Origin of the sequence: Pseudomonas sp. PDM05, assembly GCF_014851685.1 — a bacterium.
Taxonomy (GTDB): domain Bacteria; phylum Pseudomonadota; class Gammaproteobacteria; order Pseudomonadales; family Pseudomonadaceae; genus Aquipseudomonas.
Genome location: NZ_JACVAC010000001.1, coordinates 213,734 through 229,426, shown reverse-complemented (window position 1 = coordinate 229,426; position 15,693 = coordinate 213,734). Strand labels below are relative to the sequence as shown.

At 60.2% G+C, this 15,693-nt stretch carries 12 protein-coding genes; 7 read left to right on the top strand and 5 right to left on the bottom strand.

The window, feature by feature from the left end:
* Nucleotides 1-158 precede the first annotated feature (158 nt).
* Together IB241_RS01115 and IB241_RS01110 are read left to right on the top strand one after the other, a co-directional pair.
* A complete protein-coding gene (locus IB241_RS01115; protein ID WP_192296577.1) occupies nt 159-911 on the top strand; it encodes a TetR/AcrR family transcriptional regulator in 753 nt (250 codons plus the stop codon).
* A 288-nt stretch (nt 912-1,199) separates the two neighbouring features.
* The gene (locus tag IB241_RS01110; protein WP_192296576.1) at nt 1,200-4,604 is read left to right on the top strand and encodes a hypothetical protein; all 3,405 of its coding nucleotides are present in this window, start codon (nt 1,200-1,202) and stop codon (nt 4,602-4,604) included.
* A gap of 52 nt (nt 4,605-4,656) precedes the next feature.
* On the opposite strand, the gene IB241_RS01105 is transcribed toward IB241_RS01110, so the two are convergent.
* Nucleotides 4,657-5,718, bottom strand: a complete 1,062-nt coding sequence (locus IB241_RS01105; protein ID WP_192296575.1) for an FUSC family protein — start codon at nt 5,716-5,718, stop codon at nt 4,657-4,659.
* A 166-nt stretch (nt 5,719-5,884) separates the two neighbouring features.
* Nucleotides 5,885-7,501 (bottom strand): NADP-dependent glyceraldehyde-3-phosphate dehydrogenase, encoded by a 1,617-nt coding sequence (locus IB241_RS01100; protein WP_192296574.1) that lies wholly within the window; start codon nt 7,499-7,501, stop codon nt 5,885-5,887.
* Between the two features lie 139 nt (nt 7,502-7,640).
* On the opposite strand from IB241_RS01100, the gene IB241_RS01095 reads away from it, so the two are divergent.
* The 3 genes from IB241_RS01095 to IB241_RS01085 all read left to right on the top strand — a co-directional run bounded on the left by IB241_RS01095 (nt 7,641) and on the right by IB241_RS01085 (nt 11,157).
* Entirely contained in the window at nt 7,641-8,501 is an 861-nt protein-coding gene (locus tag IB241_RS01095; RefSeq protein WP_192296573.1) for a Dyp-type peroxidase, read from the top strand.
* Between the two features lie 102 nt (nt 8,502-8,603).
* Nucleotides 8,604-9,971 carry an MFS transporter gene (locus IB241_RS01090; protein ID WP_192296572.1) on the top strand — a complete coding sequence of 456 codons (1,368 nt, stop codon included), beginning with the start codon at nt 8,604-8,606 and terminating at the stop codon, nt 9,969-9,971.
* Between the two features lie 67 nt (nt 9,972-10,038).
* Entirely contained in the window at nt 10,039-11,157 is a 1,119-nt protein-coding gene (locus tag IB241_RS01085) for an MFS transporter (protein ID WP_192296571.1), read from the top strand.
* 1 nt (nt 11,158) lies between these two features.
* Here IB241_RS01085 and IB241_RS01080 read toward each other — a convergent pair whose 3' ends face one another.
* Together IB241_RS01080 and IB241_RS01075 are read right to left on the bottom strand one after the other, a co-directional pair.
* Nucleotides 11,159-11,680, bottom strand: coding sequence for a DUF3087 family protein (locus IB241_RS01080; protein ID WP_192296570.1), 522 nt, complete (start codon nt 11,678-11,680; stop codon nt 11,159-11,161).
* Nucleotides 11,681-11,759: 79 nt separating this feature from the next.
* On the bottom strand, nt 11,760-11,996 hold the full coding sequence (locus IB241_RS01075) for a DUF6555 family protein (protein WP_135288835.1): 237 nt from the start codon (nt 11,994-11,996) through the stop codon (nt 11,760-11,762).
* Nucleotides 11,997-12,116: 120 nt separating this feature from the next.
* Between IB241_RS01075 and IB241_RS01070 the strand changes: the two genes are divergently transcribed.
* Nucleotides 12,117-12,944, top strand: coding sequence for an arylamine N-acetyltransferase family protein (locus tag IB241_RS01070; RefSeq protein ID WP_192296569.1), 828 nt, complete (start codon nt 12,117-12,119; stop codon nt 12,942-12,944).
* 133 nt (nt 12,945-13,077) lie between these two features.
* Complete coding sequence (locus tag IB241_RS01065) at nt 13,078-13,830, top strand: outer membrane beta-barrel protein (RefSeq protein WP_192296568.1); 753 nt, start codon at nt 13,078-13,080, stop codon at nt 13,828-13,830.
* 397 nt (nt 13,831-14,227) lie between these two features.
* On the opposite strand, the gene nuoN is transcribed toward IB241_RS01065, so the two are convergent.
* On the bottom strand, nt 14,228-15,691 hold the full coding sequence (gene nuoN, locus IB241_RS01060) for an NADH-quinone oxidoreductase subunit NuoN (RefSeq protein WP_192296567.1): 1,464 nt from the start codon (nt 15,689-15,691) through the stop codon (nt 14,228-14,230).
* Nucleotides 15,692-15,693 lie beyond the last annotated feature (2 nt).

Below are 15,693 nucleotides of genomic sequence, written 5' to 3'. Positions count from 1 at the left end.
TTTTCGAGCCCCCATCAACCCCTTTGACCCGCCTCCATGTCCCCGTTTTCAAAGGCTTTGGATAGCATGGCGGTGTGTCACTACTTGCTTTCGACGGGCGGCCCCGGTATAAAAAATCAAATTATTTTTTAAAACAATATTTCCGCCGTGGAACTCTTATGGTCGCGAAGAAACTCAGCGCTCCAAACGTTACCAAAACTCGATTGCTGGATGCGACTGAGGCCCTCTTTATCAAGTACGGATATGACGCGGTTTTGTTACGCCAGATTACCGAACGTGCCCAAGTCAACCTGGCCGCCGTGAACTATCACTTCGGGGACAAGGATTCCCTGATGAAAACCCTGTTGATGCAACGCCTGGAGCCGCTCAACGAGCAGCGCCTGGAGCTGCTGGCCCGCTGCGAGGCCGAATCCGACGGCCCGCTCGATTGCGACACCCTGCTCGGCGTGCTGTTCGCCCCGGCCATGGGCCTGGAACGCAGTGATCCGGCCAGTGGCGAAGGCCGCTCGTTCATCCGTTTCCTCGGCCGGGTCTACAGCGACACCTCGCCGTTCATCCAGGAATACCTCAAGGTGCATTACCAGCCGGTGTTCCAGCGCTTCTTCGAAGCCTTCGCCCTGGCCCTGCCGGACCTGCCGCGCAACGAACTCGGCGTGCGTCTGCAATTTGCCCTCAAGGCGATTTCCGGGGTGATGGCCGGCACGGAATTGCGCCTGCTGATGAACTCCATGAGCCTGGGCCGCCCCGCGACGGATGCCGAGGTGATGGCCAAGTTGATCACGCTGGTGTCGGCGGCCATTCGTGTCCCGCAACAGAGCCCCGAGGCTGAAACCGCGTTGGCGCGGGTATTGGATACCCAGCGTGCGATTCGTGAACAGGCGGCGGCGCCGGTCGCCAAGGCTTCGCGTTAAAGCAGATCCGAGGCAAAAAAAAGCCCGCTGGGGCGGCGGGCTTGATATGCAACATTTGTAACGGATGAGGCTTCACACTACGGCTGCAGATGTGAATAAATCGTGAAAAATATGTAGGAAAAGATGTAAACCCACATGCAAAGCGCGGATGTCACTCTCGCAAGGTGACCACGCAATGCAGTACCACTCGTCGTGACTGTCAGTTCTGACAGGTAGACGCTAAGACTCCCCAGGAGTCTGATTTCCTTGTCTCGTGGCCTTGAAGGCCCGCGTTCAAGGAGTTCAATCATGTCTAAAGAACCAGCGGTGCGGTCGCATCTGCCTGTTTGTTACCAGCGTTCCACGCGCGTCAATGATCTTGAACCGCCGATTTTTTCCAACCCGGTGCTAGGTGTAGTGGGGGCAGATATAGGCTTGGGCGCACGCCATCTTCAGCCCTATTTGCTTGTCACGCTCTCCCGATGGACCGGATTAGGCGTCGGCGATACTTTTGAGATTTATGCGGTGGACGATGTCATACCGCTAGCATCGGATTTTGTCAGGCCCGGCGAGCAAACCAATAACTTCTTCCGGCTTGTCATAGAGGAAGAACGGTTTCCGCGTGGCTTTATATTTCCGGTGTTTTCACGAGTCGTGCGAAATGGCTCCGGCACCACGAGTACCTCGGACGATCTGACGGTTTTCGCCAAGTCGGAAAGGCCTGGTTTGGATGAACAGCCTTCGCTGGGGTATCACGATAAACTGCGGATATTTTTGCCCGATGACCTTGCCGCCCCTGGTGCAATCCTGACCCCGGAGCGTGCGGCGCTAGGTGTGAAGTTGACGATTGATTACCCCGGTAAACGTGTGCGCGATAGGGTGTATCTGTACTGGGACACAATCATTAATTTGGTGATCTTTGAGCTCGATGATGATCATGCTTCAGGCGCGAAACCGATTGAGGTGGAGGTCGGCCCTGCGATCATTGGGACCAGCAGCGGGCTTATCGCTATCCGCTATCAGGTTTTTGATGAGGTGGAAAATCGCTCGGGGCATGTTGAACACTTTTCTCAAGCCGTGAACCTGCAAGCCGAGCTAGATCCAGACCTGCTTGAACGCGCGTACTTCCAAGTCAACTTTGTGGACGCGACATCCGTCAACTATGACGAAGAAGCGGGAAGCAATTTCCGGGTCGAGGTTGTTACTCCTCGTCGGCTGCCAGATGGAAGCTCGACGCCTGCGGGAGCTCGTATCGTAGTGACGTTGAATGGTACCCGGGGCGATGGTTCCAGTTTGCAGGTGGAGTTGCCCGATGCCGTGGTAAATCCGGGGCGGTCGAGTTTTTTCAATGTGGATGAGGACATTATCAAGCAGTTGATCCAGGGCTCGATGAGGATTACCTGGCGGCTGGAGTTCCCACTGGGCACGGTATTAGCCACCTCCCAGTCGTTGACGATCCTGATCTCCGGCACTATTGCGAATATGCCGGCGGTCAATGTGGTGCAAGCCCTGGGGGGCGTGGTAGACCCCAGCGAACCTTTCGTCACCGTTGAGTATCCCAACCCGTCCTTCACCCCCTACGACCCCGGCTTCCTGGTCACCCTCTGTATGGAGGCTTACTTGCCGGGCGGGGGGATTGTCTCCTATGAAGTCAGCCACATCGCAGGCGATCCACCGCCGCCAACGCGTTTTCGCACGGTCTCTAACGCCATTTTTTCGCGGTTCATTGGATTGGGCCCAGTGAGGGTTTTCTATAAGGTCGACGATGGTGTGATCCGCCTGCTGGGGGCGGGCACGCAAACCGTTCGCGAGTCCGAATCGACGTTCGTGGAGTTCGGCCCTCGATTAGCTGAAATGCCACGGCCGGAAATCGATAGGGTCGATGATCAGGACAACTTGGACCCGCGTGACCTGTTTGGTCAGCTCGATATCACACTGCCTTATCTGAGGACCGCCGTCGGCGACCTCTTTCAATGGCGCCTGGTAGGAAGCGCTCCGACCGGCAGTACCAACGATGAAATCCGTCTCAGCGCAGCGACAGCGGGTAGACCTGTTCTATTTTCACTGGACAGGCACTACGCAGACGTCAATCTCGGCGGGACTATCCGCTTGAGTTACTCCCTGATTCCTGCGAATGGCTCGCGTGCGTTGCATTCTGAAGTACTTGAAGTAACCGTTGGTGCGGCGATAGGCACGTTGCTCCGCCCAGAGGTGCTGCAAGCGCAGAAAGACCCCGACAAGTTGCAAGCAGAGGCGGCACTGCACGGCGCGACGGTCCGGGTTTCGACGCCGCAGATCCTGCCCTCTGATGACATTAAAATGTGTTTCACCGGTGATGACGGCGTCGGGACCTATTGCGAAACCAAGCCCGGCAATACATTCAAAACGGTTGACTTCGATGTGCCGGCCGAAACGGTGGGGGCCAACATTCAAGCGGGTGGAAGGTTCATCACGGTGCAGTACTGGTTGATCCGCGGCGCACGGCACACACCGTCGCCAGCACTGAACCTGGAGCTATTGCCACCGACGTTTGCGCAGCCGGTTATCCAAGGGCAAAACGGCGCTACGCTCAACACGGGCTCACTGGTCGGCACGGAACGGGTGATGGTAAACCCCTGGCACTTTGCCCACGCTTCGCAACGGGTTTGGCTGGAGTATCACGGCAAAAAAACTGATGACCCCGACTACATGCGCGTGTTGTTGGACGGTGCACTTGTGGGTGAAGACGGAGTGACGAATGGCATTGATACCGCGGCATTGGTGTCTGAATTGCGTGCGCTCGAGGATGCTTCGGAGCTGAAGATAATGTTCTGGGTCAGCTTCGACCGCAGCGCCGACAAGACCGACGCCGTGATGTTTCCCGTGCGCACATACACCGTTCAGCATCTGGCTTTCATTGCGCCGACTCTGACCGTACATGACTCGCGGGGGCAACTGGCCAACAATGCGACGACCTACGACACTAGCGTGACGCTTAAAGGCAAAGCCACGGCCAACCAGCAAGTCCGGCTATACGAAAACAACGTTCATCTGATTGATCGCCCAGTGGGCCCGACTGGCGACTGGAGCTATCCTCGTGCTCTTGCTCAGGTTCGTAGTTATGCCTTCCGGGCAGTAGGGCTATATGGCACCCAGCCTTCGTCAGGCACCACGACCATTCACCGGGGGGCTGCCCTCTCGATCAATACCAGCGCAGTTACCCTGAACCAACGTATCTGGATATGGCGCGATGACGCGAACTATCCGCCTCACAGTGGCCCAGGTGTCTTTACGCGGGCGGCCACTGGCGGGCGCCTCCCTTACACCTACCGATCAAACAATGAAGCGTGTGCGAGGGTAAATGCGCAGACCGGAGCGGTCAGCATCCGTGGCAATGGAAGCGCGTACATCACGGTGACCGATGCCAATAACAAGGTACTGGGGTATACCGTCAGCGTAGGGGGTGTGAAGTACTTCATGGACTTTGGCGGTGGTGGTGGTTATCAGGAGAGTGTCAAGCAAGCGAGTGGCCGAGGTGGGCGGTTGCCGAGCTTGGGTGAGCTTCGGGAAATCTATGATGTTTATGGTGGTGCGAGCTGGCGCGGGCAAGCTCACCAAGCGTTCTGGTCAACTGACAGTTCCGGCTTCCTGGCTCGTTACGGTAAGAGTCTTTATACCGGGGGTGAAGTCAGTGCGTCCGAATTGGGGTATCTGTTGACGTTTGTTATTTTCTGATAGGTGGCGAACCGGAGCAGATGCTTGTGTATCTGTTCCGGTCTTCGCTCGTTTAGATGCTCCATCGGATCGCCGTTTTTGCTAGCCGCGCACGCATCGCATCGACATTGTTCAATAACTGCAACGTCAACAACCGATACCCATCCAGAGCACCGTAGACCGATGTATCCAGCACAGGCTCTGCTGCCGTGATATTGCCGTGCCGCTCCAGCCGCTCTGTCATCCCCGACTTCAACGCCCGCGCCATCCCCACCAACTGCACCCGAATCTGCCGATGTTCGGCCTTTAGCATCAACTGCATGCGCGCCATGGCCTGTTCATCCCGAGGATCGGGTCGCGTGTTTCCAAGAATCTCCAGGGTGCTGATGCACAGGCGCAGGTGGCGCTGGATCGCATCCAGCTCCGTCATGGACATCCGTACTTCCTTGGACACCGATGGCATCAGTGACCGTAATTGCAGCATCGCCGCGTTCAGGCGATTGAGCAGTTTGAAGTGCTCATCATCGGTGACCGATCGCCCGCTGATGATCCGGCTATAGATCTCGGCGCAATCACGCAACGCACTGGCCAGGTTGTAGCGCCAGGAATACACCGCATACAACGGCAGGGCGAACGAGAAGGCCAGGGCCAGCACGATGCCAATGAGGATGTCGACGGTGCGCCACAAGCCATCCGATATAGGGTTGTCGCCATGCCCGGCGACGATAAACACGGTGATCGCCGACAGCAGCGCGATGTACCCACCCTTGCCAATGGCGTGATAGGAAAAGAACCCGCACACCACGGACATCAGCAGGTAGGTCAGCAACGGCTGGCCCAACCAGGCCTGTTGCAGCACCAGCGCCAGGCCGACACTGGCGCCGATCAAGGTGCCGTAGGCACGCTCCACGGCCTTTTTGCCGATATTGCCATGGTGCTGCAAACCGCCGATCACGATGAGCATGGTCACCGAGGCCCATTCGCCGTGGGGCAGGTTGATGCCGGTGGTCAGCAGGATCGTCGCCAGCAGGCCGATGGATACGCGCACGGCGTGGATCAGTTTGGCGTGGCGATAGCGGCGGTACGGGTCGAGCAGCGGGCGCAGCAGGCGCCGGGCGAACAGGGACAGGTTCATTGGTACTAAAATGGCCTCAATAGTCAGGACGCGTGCAGTCAACTGTGGGAGCTGGCTTGCCTGCGATTGCATCACCCTGGTCTGACTGAAAGACCGAGGTGCCTGCATCGCAGGCAAGCCAGCTCCCACAAAAGCCAGCCCCACACAAGACTGGCCAGCGGTGTGTTTAGAAGATGTAGTCGGTCGTCAGGAAGCTGGAGTCCCGGTTTTTCAGGATGTCGCTGACCAACGCCTTGTTGCTCTCCTGGAACTTGGTCGCCACCAATGTGCGGATCGAGAACACGCGCAACGCGTCATGCACCGACAGTGTGCCCTCGGCCGAGTTTTTGCGCCCGTTGAAGGGGAACGTGTCCGGCCCGCGCTGGCACTGGGCGTTGATATTGATGCGGCCGACCTGGTTGGCGAAGGTGTCCACCAGCTTGCCGACAGCCTCGGGATTGGTGCCGAAGATGCTCAGTTGCTGGCCGAAATCCGAATCCAGCACGTAGTCGATCACGGTCTCCAGGTCGCGGTAGGGCACGATCGGCACCACCGGGCCGAACTGTTCTTCGTGGTACACGCGCATCTGCGGGTTCACCGGGTACAGCACCGCCGGGTAGAAGAACGAACCGCGGCTTTCACCGCCGTGCTCATTGACCACCTGGGCGCCGTGCTGTGCGGCATCGGCCACCAGCCCGTCGAGGTATTCGACTTTGCCGGCTTCCGGCAGCGGTGTCAGGGATACACCCTCTTCCCAAGGCATGCCAGGCTTGAGCGTGGCCAGTTTCTTGTTGAATTTTTCGATAAAGCCTGCCACCACATCTTCATGCACAAACAGGATTTTCAACGCGGTGCAGCGCTGGCCGTTGAACGACAGGGAGCCGGTGACGGCTTCGCTGACGGCGTTGTCGAGGTCGACCTCGGGCAGCACGATGCCGGGGTTTTTCGCATCCAGGCCCAGGGCTGCGCGCAGGCGGTGCGGCTTGGGGTGCAGCTTTTTCAAATCACTGGCGGCCTTGTTGGTGCCGATAAACGCGAAGATGTCGATCTTGCCGCTGGCCATCAGCGCGCTGACGGTCTCGCGGCCACTGCCGTAGATCACATTGATCACCCCGGCCGGGAAGCTGTCGCGGAAGGCTTCGAGCAAGGGCCGGATCAACAGCACGCCAAGCTTGGCCGGCTTGAACACCACGGTATTGCCCATGATCAGCGCCGGGATCAGCGTGGTGAACGTCTCGTTGAGCGGGTAGTTGTAAGGGCCCATGCACAGCGCTACACCCAGCGGTACGCGGCGGATCTGGCCGAGGGTGTCCTGCTCCAGTTCGAAGCGGCTGGAGCGGCGGTCGAGTTCCTTGAGGGCGTTGATGGTGTCGGTGATGTAGTCGCAGGTGCGGTCGAATTCTTTCTGCGAGTCCTTGAGGTTCTTGCCGATTTCCCACATCAGCAGCTTGACCACCACGTCGCGCTGCTCGCGCATGCGGTGCAAAAACGCTTCGACGTGCCTGATGCGCTCGACCACGCGCATCGTCGGCCATTCACCCTGGCCACGGTTGTAGGCGCGCACGGCGGCCTCGAGGGCGGTGAGGGCGGTATCGGCATCCAGCAACGGCGTGCTGCCGATATGCACGCGTTTTTCACCCAGTTGCACCGGGCTCTGCACCTGGGCGAGCGGCCCGTTCCAGATCCGCAACTGGCCATCGACCAGATACTCACGCTGTTCAATAGGCGCCGCCAGGCGGTATTGCTCGGGAATCTCGGCGGCGGAGGCGGGAAACAGCTGGGCGAGCAGGTTGCTGGTGGTCATGTCGCTACCCCTGGAATAGTTGCAAAACATGACTAGAGAGTCACCCATCAACAGGCTCTAAGGCAAGGCTTGTGCGCATTCTTGTACTCACGCTTGCGCGCGGCGGTTAAACTGCGCGCCTTATTTTGAAGGAGTTCACATGAGTCAGTACCAGCCGGGCATTCTTGCCGCACCGGTGCCTTTGCAGGCCCGTCATCTGTTCTTTGCCGTGGCCTCCCTGGAGGCTGTGCCCGTTGCCCTGGACGCACTGGTGCAGATGACGGATTCGGCGGTGGTCGGTTTCGGTGAACCGCTGGTGACTGCGCTCGGCGCGCAAATCGATGGCCTGCGTACGTTCCCGGTCGTCAGCGGCCCGGGCGCCCACAACCCGTCCACTCAGCACGCGCTGTGGGTCTGGCTGCATGGCGTGGATCGCGGTGAACTGCTGTTGCGCAGCCGCGCGCTGGAAAAAGCCCTGGCCCCGGCGTTCAGCCTGGTGCAGTCGACTGAAGGCTTCCGCTACAAGACCGGCTTTGACCTCACCGACTACGAAGACGGTACCGAAAACCCCCACGACGATGCTGCCGTCGAGGCCGCCTTGACCGACAGCGGCGCCAGCTTCGCCGCAATCCAGCAATGGCAGCACGACCTCGATGGCTTCGCCGCGTTGCCGGCCCAGGAGCGCGACCACATCATCGGTCGCCGCCATGGCGACAACGAAGAACTCGACGACGCCCCTGAATCTGCCCACACCAAACGCACCGCCCAGGAAAGCTTCACCCCGGAAGCCTTCGTGGTCCGCCGCTCGATGCCTTGGGCCGAGAACGGCCAGGCGGGTTTGATGTTCCTCGCGTTCGGCCATTCTTTCGATGCGTTTGAAGTGCAACTGCGCCGCATGAGCGGCCTGGAAGACGGAATTGTCGACGGCCTGTACCGCATCAGCACGCCGTTGACCGGCGGTTATTACTGGTGCCCGCCGATCAACGAAGGGCGTTTGGACCTGAGCGCGCTGGCGCGTTGAGCACGGCTTAACATGAAAATGCTGACAGCCCTGTAATCAGCCACTGAAAAAACTCCGCGCAGCCCTTACTCTAGACACCTTTGTCACCTGCGCGGATCGTTCATGTCTTCTGTTGCCGATGGGTTGCCCCTCAATAAACGCCTACCGGCCGTGATCGCGATTTCCTTGGGGATCGGCATGGCCACCCTGGATACGGCCATCGTCAATACCGCGTTACCGACTTTGGCGCAGGGCATCGGCACGGATTCCGCGTCGGTGATCTGGGTGGTCAACGCCTACCAACTGGCGATCATCGCCACCGTGCTGCCGTTCGCGTCGCTGAGCGATGTGCTGGGGCACCGCCGGGTGTATCTCGGTGGCTTGCTGCTGTTTATCGTCTCGTCACTGTTCTGCGGCCTGGCCGGTTCGCTGGCGACCCTGACCGCCGCGCGGGTGGTGCAGGGCCTGGGCGCCGCGGCGATCATGAGCGTGAATACCGCGTTGCTGCGGCATATCTACCCGTCCAACATGCTTGGCCGTGGCCTGGGCTATAACTCGCTGGTGGTGGGGCTGGCGTTTACCCTCGGACCGACGGCGGCGTCGGCGATTTTGTCGGTCACCACCTGGCACTGGCTGTACCTGATCAATGTGCCGCTGGGGGTGTTGGCCCTGGCCTTGGGCCTGCGTTCGTTGCCCACCTTGCCGATGACCGGGCACGCGTTCGACCGCCTCGCGGCGTTGTTGTGTGCTGGATTGTTCGCCCTGTTGGTGCTTGGCCTGGGCACGGCGGTGCATGGTGCCCAGGGGGCGTTGACGCTGGGGTTGATTGCGTTGGCACTGGTCTGCGGGGCGTTACTGCTGCGGCGTCAGGCCGGGCATCCCGCGCCGATGCTGGCCCTGGATCTGTTCAAGCGGCCGCTGTTTGCCTTGTCGTCCCTGACGGCGATCTGCGCCTTTAGTGCCCAAGGCCTGGCCTTTGTGTCGTTGCCTTTCCTGCTCCAGGCGGTGTTGGGCCATAGCCAGGTGCAAACCGGTTTCCTGATGACGCCTTGGCCGGCAGTGGTCGCGGTGATGGCACTGTTGGCCGGACGCTTGGCGGACCGGGTGTCACTGGGGCTGTTGTGCGGCATTGGCCTGTTGCTGCTCAGTGCCGGTATGGCCGCATTGGCCAGCCTGGGCGATGGAGCGTCGGCGTTCGATATTGGCTGGCGGATGGCGTTGTGTGGCGCCGGTTTTGGCTTCTTCCAGTCACCCAACCTCAAGGCCTTGATGACCAGTGCGCCGTTGGCCCGCAGCGGCGGCGCCAGTGGCATCGTGGCGATTTCACGCTTGCTTGGGCAGACGTTGGGCGCGTCGTTGGTGGCATTGTGTTTTCACCTGTTCGTCGACAGCGGCCCGCAAGTCGCATTGTGGCTGGGCTGTGGCTTTGCCTTGGTGGGGGCGGTGGCCAGCGGCCTGCGTCTGTTGCCCTACGGAAAAAAGGCCGGGTAGGGCGTTGTAAAACACGCGTGTGGAAGGCTACCGTGGCGACCTGGATATTTCGGGATGTTTCAGTTTTATGACCAGCCTGGCCCAACGTACTGCTGACACGACCTCTCGCCGGGCTGCACTGACCCTCGCTTTCTGCCTGCCCAGTGACGTGCTGCTGTACTTGTTGCTGCCAATGGAATCCCAAGCGTTTGGCATCACCCTGGCCCAGGCCGGGGTGTTGCTGGCGGCCAATCGCCTGGTGCGGATTTTCGGTTACCGGCATGTGCTGAATTTCTACGCACGCAACGGCGACCGTCTGACTTGCATGATCGCCGCCGCTGCGGCGACGCTGTGCGCCCTGGGCAATTCAATGCTGTCGGGCTTCGCCGCCTTGTTGGGGCTGCGGCTGATCTGGGGCCTGTGTTTTGCCGCGCTGAACCTGTCGACCCAAGTACTCGCCACCTCAGAGCCCGCCGGTGCCGCACGCCGTGCCGGGCGCTCGCGGGCGGTGATCGCCCTGGGGCCGATGCTGGCGCTGCCACTGGGCGGTTGGCTGACGCTGTGGGCCGGGCCGCGGCCGATCTTCCTTATTCTTGCTGGCGCCTGCCTGGTGGGCCTGTGGATGGCGCGCGGCTTGCCCACTGCGGGCCATGATCTGCACAGCACCGGGCGCCGCTTCAAGTGGCCCGACAGTGTGGCGATGTGGTCGTTTATCGAAGGCGTGGCGTTGGATGGGTTGTTTATTTTCGGTCTGTCGATCCAGGCGCAGAAGATTCTCGGCGGCGACGCGGTACTGATCGCCGGTGGCTTGATGGCGCTGCGTTATCTCTCGGAAATGCTCCTGAGCCCGTTGGGCGGTCGCGCGGCCCAGCGATTTGGCGCGACCTCGATGTTGCTGCTGTTTTCGTTCCTGAGTGCCTTGGCCCTGACGGCGTTTTCCAGCTACTGGGTGATTGCGGGCGCGGCCGCGGTGCTGGTGCTGCGTGCGCTGCAACTGCCGTTGGTGACCACCCTGGTGGCCGAGCGCAACCCGGGGTCGATGCGCGTCTCGGCGCTCGCGTCGAATGCCGTGTGGCGTGACATCGGCGCGGGCCTCGGACCGTTGCTGGCGGGTTTACTGCTGCCGGTAGCCTCGGCACCGCTGGTGTTTGGCCTGGCCGGTGCGGCGATTGCGCTGAGTGCGTTGTTTTGCTGGCGGGCGCGCTGACTCAGGCTGCCTTGACGTGGTCCAACCAGGCCGGATCGAGACGGGTTTGTTCGGTATCCATCCCCAGTGCCTGCATCTTCGCCTTATGCGCCTCGATCTCGCCGATCAACTGCACTTGCGCGCTGGAGTTGGCATCCAGTGCATGCATTTGCGTCAGGCCCAGATGGTAGAAACGCAGCAGCTTGATTGCGCTGGGGTCATTCGCCTGCACGCGTTCCGTGACCTTGTGCATCACGTTGGTCACGCTCATCAGGCTGCGCTTGAGTTGCCAGCCATATACGGCCGGTGCAAGCCAGGTTTGGCTCCAGAAAGGACCGCGCACCAGTGCCAGGGTGATCAGTACGCCGGCAAACACGCCGCCGACGTTGAAGCGAAAGTTGTCGCCGCCGGGTTCGCCGAACAGCATCACCGCGAGGCTGGACAAGAGCATCGCCAGGGCCAGGAACAGCACCGCCACAATCAGTGTGCTGCGGCGGGTTTGGCGGCGGTAGGTGACGGGGTCGCAGGGTTTGAGCTCGAACATCCGGGGGCAGTCTCCAGTGGCTTAGGCGGGCATCTTCGCACACTGCACAGAAAGAGCCCCGCTTCAGCGGGGCTTTTACTTACTTCGGCGCGATCCATGTCACCTCGGTGATGCCGAACTTTTCCGCCCAAGGGCGTGTGGTCTTTTTCACCTGTTCATGTCCGACCCGGCCGACACGACTGACATGGGCAATATCGGCATCCACTGCCGCCCAGTGCCAGGCCTCGGCGTTGTTCATCACTTCGGCACGCACCACAAAGGATTTCGGTTGGCCGTGTAGCTGATAGTTGATGGTGTAGATTTTTGCGGTACTCATGTTGCCTCCCTGTGTTGTTATAAATGGATAGGGCGGCGTTCCAAAAGGTTCATTCAAAATGACAATCCGCCGTTCGGCGCGGCATAGTGACGCTTCTGCCACGTGCCCAAGGAGTGCGCCATGTCCCACCTGAGTCATCGACAGTTGTACCTGCAACGCCTGGGCTACGACAGGCCACCCGCGCCGACCCTGCAAACTCTGCGTGACCTGCAGTTGCGCCATGTGTGCACGTTTGCCTTTGAAAGCCTGTCGACCTTGCTGCGCCTGCCGGTGCCCATCGATCTGGCGAGTGTCGAGCAGAAGGTGTTGATCGATGGGCGGGGTGGTTATTGCTATGAGTTGAACCAGATGTTCCTGTTGCTGTTGCAGGAACTCGGTTTCGACGCACGCGGCATTACCGGCCGGGTGGTGATGGGTGGGCCGCCGGATGCGCGCACCGCACGCACCCATCGCTTGAGCCTGGTGACCGTAGATGGCGTGCGCTACATCACCGATGTCGGCTTTGGCGGCATGGTGCCCAGCAGCCCATTGCAGTTGGACAGCGAGGCCGTGCAGGCCACGGCGCACGAGCCGTATCGGCTGACGCACAATGCAGACGGCAGCTACACGTTATGGGCCGAAGTCGCGGGGCAATGGCGTGGTTTGTATGTGTTCGACCTGCAGGTGCAGGCGGACATCGACTACGAAATCGGCAACTGGTACGTGTCCACTCATCCGGGGTCGCCGTTCGTGGGCCAGTTGAAGGCGGCGCTGTTGGCCGTGGGCAAACGCTATACGCTGAACAACGGCCACTACGCGGTGCATTACCTGGATAGGTCGAGCGAAAAACAGGTGGTCGCCAGCGCTGATGAGTTGCTGACGTTGCTGCATGAGACCTTTGGCATTCGCTTGCCAGTGCATCCGCAACTTCGCCCGGTACTTGAGGGCCTGGTGTTGGCGGGTTGCTGAAAATATTGAAATAGAGCCTTCGCTGAACCGTTTTATCTCCAGATTCGAGCAAATCAATTCGAACCTTTTTCCTACATTCAGGTTCGAATCGGTTCCGGAATGATTTGTTCAAATGACAAGGAGATGTAAAACGATGTCCAGGCTATTCGGAACGATCCTCAAGAACACCTCGGTATTCGCGCTAGTCGCAGCGCCGGCCGTGGTGTTTGCCGCACCACCCACAGCACCGATTTCCACTTTCGGCCTGCTGGGCAGCTATAACGATTTCAAGCTTGAAGGCGGCAGCCGCAGTGACAAGGACGACATGCCCGAAGTGGGCCTGTTCTATAACTTCGGCAACAAGCTCACCGCTGAATCCGGCTTCATCTACCAAGCCGGAGTCGAAGCCAAATACGGCAAAAAAAGCGATAACAAGCTCAAGGAAGGCCAGGCCGACCTCGATCTCGGCTGGCGTGCCGCGCTGGATGCGCGCAACTCGGTCGACGTGATCGTCGGTGGCGGCTACAGCTGGACCCGCTATGAGCTGGACTCCAATGACTACGACCTGGAACTGACCAGCAAATCGCCATTTGCCAAGGCCGCCCTGGGCTATAACCACCAGTTCAACGACATGACCTTGCGCGTTGAAGCCGGTGCCCGTCATACCCTCGACGGCCGCGCCAAGATCAAGGTGGATGGCCTTGGCAGCGATACCGTGGACCTCAAGGATCGCACCAACCCTTATGCGGAGGTCAGCCTGCTGATGAACCAGAAGGGCGACCTGCCGGTGGTTGCTGGCCTGTACTACACCCGTACCGAGTACAAGCTGGATGACGATTCGGAACTGGCAGATAACACCAGGCTCAAGCGTGACGAGTATGGAGTGAAGGTCGGTATCGCGTTCTAACGCCACACCGAGTCCCCCCTGTGGGAGCACCGACCTGTGGGGGAGATTCTATGGTGGAGGGCAATATCTCCACCCACAGTGCCACCGCCTTCGCAGCCTCGCTAAAGCTCGACAGCTCTCACAGGGCATTACCTACTGCGCATCAACACCGACCAACTGTGGGAGCGGGCTTGCCCGCGAAAGCGTCAGATCAGTCGAAGTATCTGTGACTGACACTGCGCATTCGCGGGCAAGCCCGTTCCCACATTTTTGACCGCATTCGTCAGAACAATCCGTTCAAGTGTCGGAGGGCCGTGTGACGATTCGGGCACAGGAATGCCTATTGGAATGCACTCACTGCTAAAACGCAAAACGGCGCCCGAAGGCGCCGTTTTGTTTACCGCATCTTGCTAAGCGATCAAACGCCCAACACCGCGTGCTGCACCAGAGTGAGCAACGGTTGTGGGTACACGCCCAGGAAGAACGCGAGCAGGGCGATGGCCAACAGCATCACGCCGCCTGCCTTCTGTTCCCAATGCAGCTCGGCATCCACGCGACGCAGGTTTGGCTCGATCAGGTACAGGGTGACCATCACGCGCAGGTAGTAGAACACGCCGATGGCGCTGCCCAGTACCAGCGAGGCAACCAACCACCACTGGTGGGCTTCAACGCCGGTGGCGACGATGTAGAACTTGCCGATGAAGCCTGCAGTCAGCGGGATACCGGCCAGGGACAGCATCATCACGGTGAGTACGGCGGTCAGGTACGGACGGCGCCAGAACAGGCCGCGGTATTCGTACAGGGCGTCGGCGTCACGGCCTTTGAACGGCGAGGACATCAGGGTGATCACGCCGAACGCACCAAGGCTGGTGATCACGTAGGTGACCAGATACACGCCCATGGCTTCCACGGCCAGGCCTTTGCTCGCCACCAGGGCGATCAGCAGGTAGCCGAAGTGTGCGATGGACGAGTAACCCAGCAGACGCTTGAGGTTGTTCTGGGTCAGTGCCAGCAGGTTACCGAACAGGATCGACGCGATGGCGATCACGGTCAGTACGTCGCTCAGGACGCCGGTGTTGGCGGCAGGGGAGATCTGGAACAGACGCACCATCACGGCAAACACGGCGACTTTCGACGCGGTAGCCAGGAACGCAGCCACCGGCGCCGGGGCGCCTTCGTACACGTCCGGGGTCCACAGGTGGAACGGCACCAGCGACAGCTTGAACGCCAGGCCGATCAGCATCATGGCCAGGCCCAGTTGGGCAATCGGCGCAGGCATGCTGGTGGTGGCCAGGGCATGACCGATACCAGTGAAGCTCAGGCTGCCGGCTTCGGCGTACAGCAGGGCCATACCAAACAACAGGAACGCGGAACCGGCGGCCGACAGCACCATGTACTTGATGCCGGCTTCCAGGGAACGCTTGTTGAAGAAGGCGTAGGCCACCAGGCCGTAGGTCGGGATCGACAGCAGTTCCAGGCCGATGAACAGGCCCGCCAGGTGCTGTGCGCTGACCAGCACGATGCCACCGGCCGCAGCCAGCAGGATCAGCAGGTACAGCTCTTCGCGGTTGCCTGGGTAGCCGGTGCCGCCTTCGCCGAGGTAGGCGTGGGCGAGGGTGACGCAGGCCAGTGTCGCCACCAGGATCAGTGCGATGTACAGCAGGGCAAAGTCATCGACCATCATCAGTGGCGTTACGGCCAGTGGCGCGACCTTGAGGGCCGGGATGATCGACAGCAGGGCCAGGTTCAGACCGGCACAGGACAGCAGGAACGTTTGTGAGTGATTGCGGCGCCAGGCGATAGCCAGCATCACCACCACGATGGTGAGGCTGGTAATCAGCAGCGGCGCAAGCGCGATAAAGTGTTGGATCGTGAATTCCATAG

Coding starts and splice junctions, on each gene's coding strand:
- IB241_RS01115 (WP_192296577.1), top strand. CDS start 159: ATGGTCGCGAAGAAACTCAGCGCTCCAAACGTTACCAAAACTCGATTG.
- IB241_RS01110 (WP_192296576.1), top strand. CDS start 1,200: ATGTCTAAAGAACCAGCGGTGCGGTCGCATCTGCCTGTTTGTTACCAG.
- IB241_RS01105 (WP_192296575.1), bottom strand. CDS start 5,718: ATGAACCTGTCCCTGTTCGCCCGGCGCCTGCTGCGCCCGCTGCTCGAC.
- IB241_RS01100 (WP_192296574.1), bottom strand. CDS start 7,501: ATGACCACCAGCAACCTGCTCGCCCAGCTGTTTCCCGCCTCCGCCGCC.
- IB241_RS01095 (WP_192296573.1), top strand. CDS start 7,641: ATGAGTCAGTACCAGCCGGGCATTCTTGCCGCACCGGTGCCTTTGCAG.
- IB241_RS01090 (WP_192296572.1), top strand. CDS start 8,604: ATGTCTTCTGTTGCCGATGGGTTGCCCCTCAATAAACGCCTACCGGCC.
- IB241_RS01085 (WP_192296571.1), top strand. CDS start 10,039: ATGACCAGCCTGGCCCAACGTACTGCTGACACGACCTCTCGCCGGGCT.
- IB241_RS01080 (WP_192296570.1), bottom strand. CDS start 11,680: ATGTTCGAGCTCAAACCCTGCGACCCCGTCACCTACCGCCGCCAAACC.
- IB241_RS01075 (WP_135288835.1), bottom strand. CDS start 11,996: ATGAGTACCGCAAAAATCTACACCATCAACTATCAGCTACACGGCCAA.
- IB241_RS01070 (WP_192296569.1), top strand. CDS start 12,117: ATGTCCCACCTGAGTCATCGACAGTTGTACCTGCAACGCCTGGGCTAC.
- IB241_RS01065 (WP_192296568.1), top strand. CDS start 13,078: ATGTCCAGGCTATTCGGAACGATCCTCAAGAACACCTCGGTATTCGCG.
- nuoN (WP_192296567.1), bottom strand. CDS start 15,691: ATGGAATTCACGATCCAACACTTTATCGCGCTTGCGCCGCTGCTGATT.